This window comes from Streptomyces sp. ICN903, from assembly GCF_022015835.1.
In the GTDB taxonomy this organism is placed as follows: domain Bacteria; phylum Actinomycetota; class Actinomycetes; order Streptomycetales; family Streptomycetaceae; genus Streptomyces; species Streptomyces fenghuangensis.
In genome coordinates this window covers 1-3360 of sequence record NZ_JAKMAY010000443.1, presented here as the reverse complement: position 1 = coordinate 3360, position 3360 = coordinate 1, and the positions used below count along the sequence as shown (strand labels likewise).

The 3360-nt window shown below is 75.7% G+C and carries 5 protein-coding genes; 1 reads left to right on the top strand and 4 read right to left on the bottom strand.

What is annotated here, in order from left to right; translation table 11 throughout:
• On the top strand, window positions 1-174 hold the full coding sequence (locus tag L7D48_RS29630) for a GNAT family N-acetyltransferase (protein WP_374493989.1): 174 nt from the start codon (window positions 1-3) through the stop codon (window positions 172-174).
• A gap of 27 nt (window positions 175-201) precedes the next feature.
• Here L7D48_RS29630 and L7D48_RS27415 read toward each other — a convergent pair whose 3' ends face one another.
• The 4 genes from L7D48_RS27415 to L7D48_RS27405 all read right to left on the bottom strand — a co-directional run.
• Window positions 202-1146: a pentapeptide repeat-containing protein gene (locus tag L7D48_RS27415; RefSeq protein WP_374493986.1), complete on the bottom strand. Its 945-nt coding sequence runs from the start codon at window positions 1144-1146 to the stop codon at window positions 202-204.
• 131 nt (window positions 1147-1277) lie between these two features.
• Window positions 1278-1409, bottom strand: coding sequence for a hypothetical protein (locus tag L7D48_RS29240; protein WP_256463324.1), 132 nt, complete (start codon window positions 1407-1409; stop codon window positions 1278-1280).
• Window positions 1406-2209 (bottom strand): hydrogenase maturation protease, encoded by an 804-nt coding sequence (locus tag L7D48_RS27410; RefSeq protein ID WP_308312352.1) that lies wholly within the window; start codon window positions 2207-2209, stop codon window positions 1406-1408. Before L7D48_RS27410 ends, L7D48_RS29240 begins: the two co-directional genes overlap by 4 nt.
• On the bottom strand, window positions 2206-3360 hold a 1155-nt coding region (locus L7D48_RS27405), incomplete at its 5' end, for a hypothetical protein (RefSeq protein WP_237883572.1). The genes L7D48_RS27405 and L7D48_RS27410, both read right to left, overlap by 4 nt.

Below are 3360 nucleotides of genomic sequence, written 5' to 3'. Positions count from 1 at the left end.
GTGGAGGAGTGGGCCCGCAAAGCGGGGGCCGGGGAGTTGCGGCTGTCGGTGATGCCGGGCAACGCGCACGCCGCGGCCCTCTACCGCCGCCACGGCTTCGAGGACGCGGGCCCGGTCGGTGACGAGCTGCCCGACGGCCGCCGGGAGCACGTCATGGCCAAACCGCTCGCCTGAGGCCGCCGGGCCGGGGGCGCGGGGCCCTCAGCTCCCGCCCCGCGCGGCGGACCGCCAGTGCGCGGGACGGGTCAGCCGCCGGGGCAGCCTGGTCCGGGCGTCTCCCCGGGCCGCGTTGACCTGCGGCTGGGTGAGGAAGACGCTGCCGGTCAGATCGGCTCCCCGCAGGTCGGCGTCCCGCAGGTCCGCACCGATCAGGTCCGTTCCGCGCAGGTCGGCGTCCCGCAGGTCGGCGGCGATGAGGTACGCCCCGCGCAGGTCGGCCCCGCGCAGGTCGGCGCCCTTGAGCCGGGCTCCCATCAGATCGGCCCGGCGGTGGTTTCGGCGGCTCCGGTGGCGGCCGGGGACGGCGTCCCGCACCAGCTCGCTGGTGCGCAGCAGCAGTTCGTCGACCCCGCGGCGGACCTCTGCCACGTCCAGGGCCGCGAGCTCGTCGGCGCCGACGCGGGTGAGGCGGCCGACCTCGTCCAGCGTCCGGCGCAGCTCGCGGCGCAGCGGGCGGGCCGGCGGCAGTTCCAGCGCCTCGGACAGGTACCACAGGAACTCGTGGAGCTGCCGCATGACGGGGAAGACCTCGAACATCCGCCGGGCGGTGCGGGGGTCCTCGCGCCAGTGCCGGCCGCCGAAGGTGACCTGGGAGACCTTCTGGCCCGCGCCGAAGCACTCGAAGACGGTGCAGCCGGAGAAGCCCTCCTGCCGCAGCCGGGAGTGGATGCCGCAGCGGAAGTCCGCCCGCAGGTTCCCGCACGGCTGCCCGGCGTCCTTGCCGACGGCGAAGTCCGCCGAGGGGGCGAAGGGCAGCGCGACGCAGCACAGCGCGAAGCAGGAGGCGCAGTCGGCCCGCAGCTCCGGATCGGAGGCGGGTGCCGGGGCGGGAGCCGGAGCACGGTGCGGCGCGGGCCGCCGCCCCGCGTGCTCCCGGCCGGCCGCGGGCGGCCGCTGTCGCTTGTCGGGGGAGGTTCTGCGGGACAACGGGCACCTTCTCCTGCCGTAGGGGCGGGCACCGACTGCCGGGCCCTGGAAGGCCACCATTGTCCCCCGTCGGCAGGGGCGCCGCGGCGGGGCGGAAGCCGCCGCCGTATCCGGCGCGTCCGCCGCGCCCCTCACATCGCCCTGATCCGCATGTACCGCACCAGGGAGGGCGCTCCCGCGACCGCCGTCGCCGCGGCGGCGGCCAGCAGGACGCCCACGGCGGCGCGCACCACGGCGGCGGGGACGAAGACACCGTTCCTCATCGGGTCACCTCCTTCCCCGCGAGCAGTTCCCCCACCAGGGACTCCACCAGGCCGACGGCCTCGCCGACCGCCCGCCGCACGGGTTCGCTGAGCCCGACGGCGACATCCGGTTCGTCACCGCGCATGCGCACCAGCGGTTCGCAGCCGACGACCAGGACACGCGGCAGTGGGGCGCCGCCGTCGGCAGCGAGCCGCCGGGCCAGGGCCAGCGTCCTGACCGGGTCCATGGCATGGACCTCGGGCGCGGCGTGGGCGTCGTCGAGGGCGGCGGCGTCCGGCTCGATGACCGACACCGTGCCGGGCGGCTGCCCGTGGGGCGCGGCGTCGACCAGTACGGCCGTGCCGTACCCCTCCAGCAGCCGGTAGGCCAGGTCCATCCCGCGGATGCCGAAGTCCGCGACGTGGACGCCGTCGGGCAGGGGCCGGCCGCGCAGCGCTTCGGCCACCGCGGGGCCGAACCCGTCGTCGGCGAGGAAGACGTTGCCGATCCCGGCCACCAGGATCCGGGCGCCGGGCGCGGTCGGCTCCCCGGGCTCCCCGGCCGGTTCCAGTTCCTCGGGGGAGAAGAAGAAGCGGTGTCCCATCTGCCCGGCGGTGCCGAAGTCGATCCCCGCCGGGTCGTCGTCGAGGACCACCGCGACGTGGGTGCGGCCCTCCATGTCCTCCTCGACCGCGTCGATCTCGGCGGTACGCCCGGTGAGGGCGAGGTCGAGGATGTCGGCACCGGGGGAGGGGCGCAGCCGCACCCGGCCGCCCCGTCCCAGCCGTACTTCGCCGACCAGCACCGTCTTCTCCCTCACGCCTTCTCCTCCACGGGCCGGAACTCGCGGATGGTGCCGTGCAGGGCGAGCAGTTCTTCGGGGCCCAGGCCCGCGCAGCGGTCCAGGATCTCCCGGGCCCTGGGGTCGCAGGCCCGCGCCTCCCGCTTCTCCTCCTCGGTCAGGCTCATCACGCCGAGGATCAGCAGCCGGTCGATCTCCGTGCCGTCGAACAGGTCGCCGGGGCTCTCGGGGGCCACCTCGGGGAAGTCGTACAGGGTGACGGGGGAGGAGAGGACGGTACGGGCGAACGACCCGTCGCCCGCGCCGTACACGCCGCCGGCGCCGTCACCGGTGTCGGTGTCGTCGTCCACGAGGACCGGCCAGGTGCCCTGGTTCTCGCACGCCGAGACCGCCTCCCGCAGCCGCCCGGGCGGGTCCAGGAGCGAGACGAAGCGCCCGGTACGGCTGTGCAGCACGGTGTGGGTGGAGACGAAGGCGTAGGCGCAGGCCGCCTCCCGCGCGCCCCGGTCCACGGGGTCGGGCGCCGGGCACGGCGTGGTGTTCTCGACGCGCACGGTCAGCCGGAACACCCCGTCCGCGACGGGCTCGGCGCCGACCTCGACCGTGCCGCTGAGCGCGTTCCACCGGCGGACGAGGGCGCCGGCGGTGCGGCCCGAGGACTCCAGGAGCGGTTCGCGGTCGCTGCCTGCGGGCACGGCGACGGGGGCGCGCACCGTCCGGCCGAGGACGGCGTCCAGCCGCACGGGTACGGACACCTCGCGCTCGGTCGCCTCCTGCCAGGCGAGGTGGCGCTCACCGTCCACCGTCAGCTCGTCCACGGCCTCGGGCCCGTCCGGGCCCTGCCTGACCACACCGCGGTCGACGACGTGCAGGAACCGTACGCGCACCGCCACCTCGGTGCGGTCGGCCGCTCGTCCGCCGGTTTCGAGCAGCACCTGGGTGCGCATCCGGTGCGCCTCGCCCAGGGCGTCGGCGCACGAGCGGGGGAAGACCCCGCCGAAGGTCCAGCGTTTGGTGTTCTTCAGCGCGGATCTGCGGTACGGCCAGAGCAGGTAGCCCTCGTACAGGCAGGTGCGCACGATCTTCTCGGCCTTCCCCGCGGGCTCGGCCGTGCGCTCCGCCGGTGTCACGTCGTCCATGGTGCTCCGGTGGTCTCGGGGGTTCTGGGG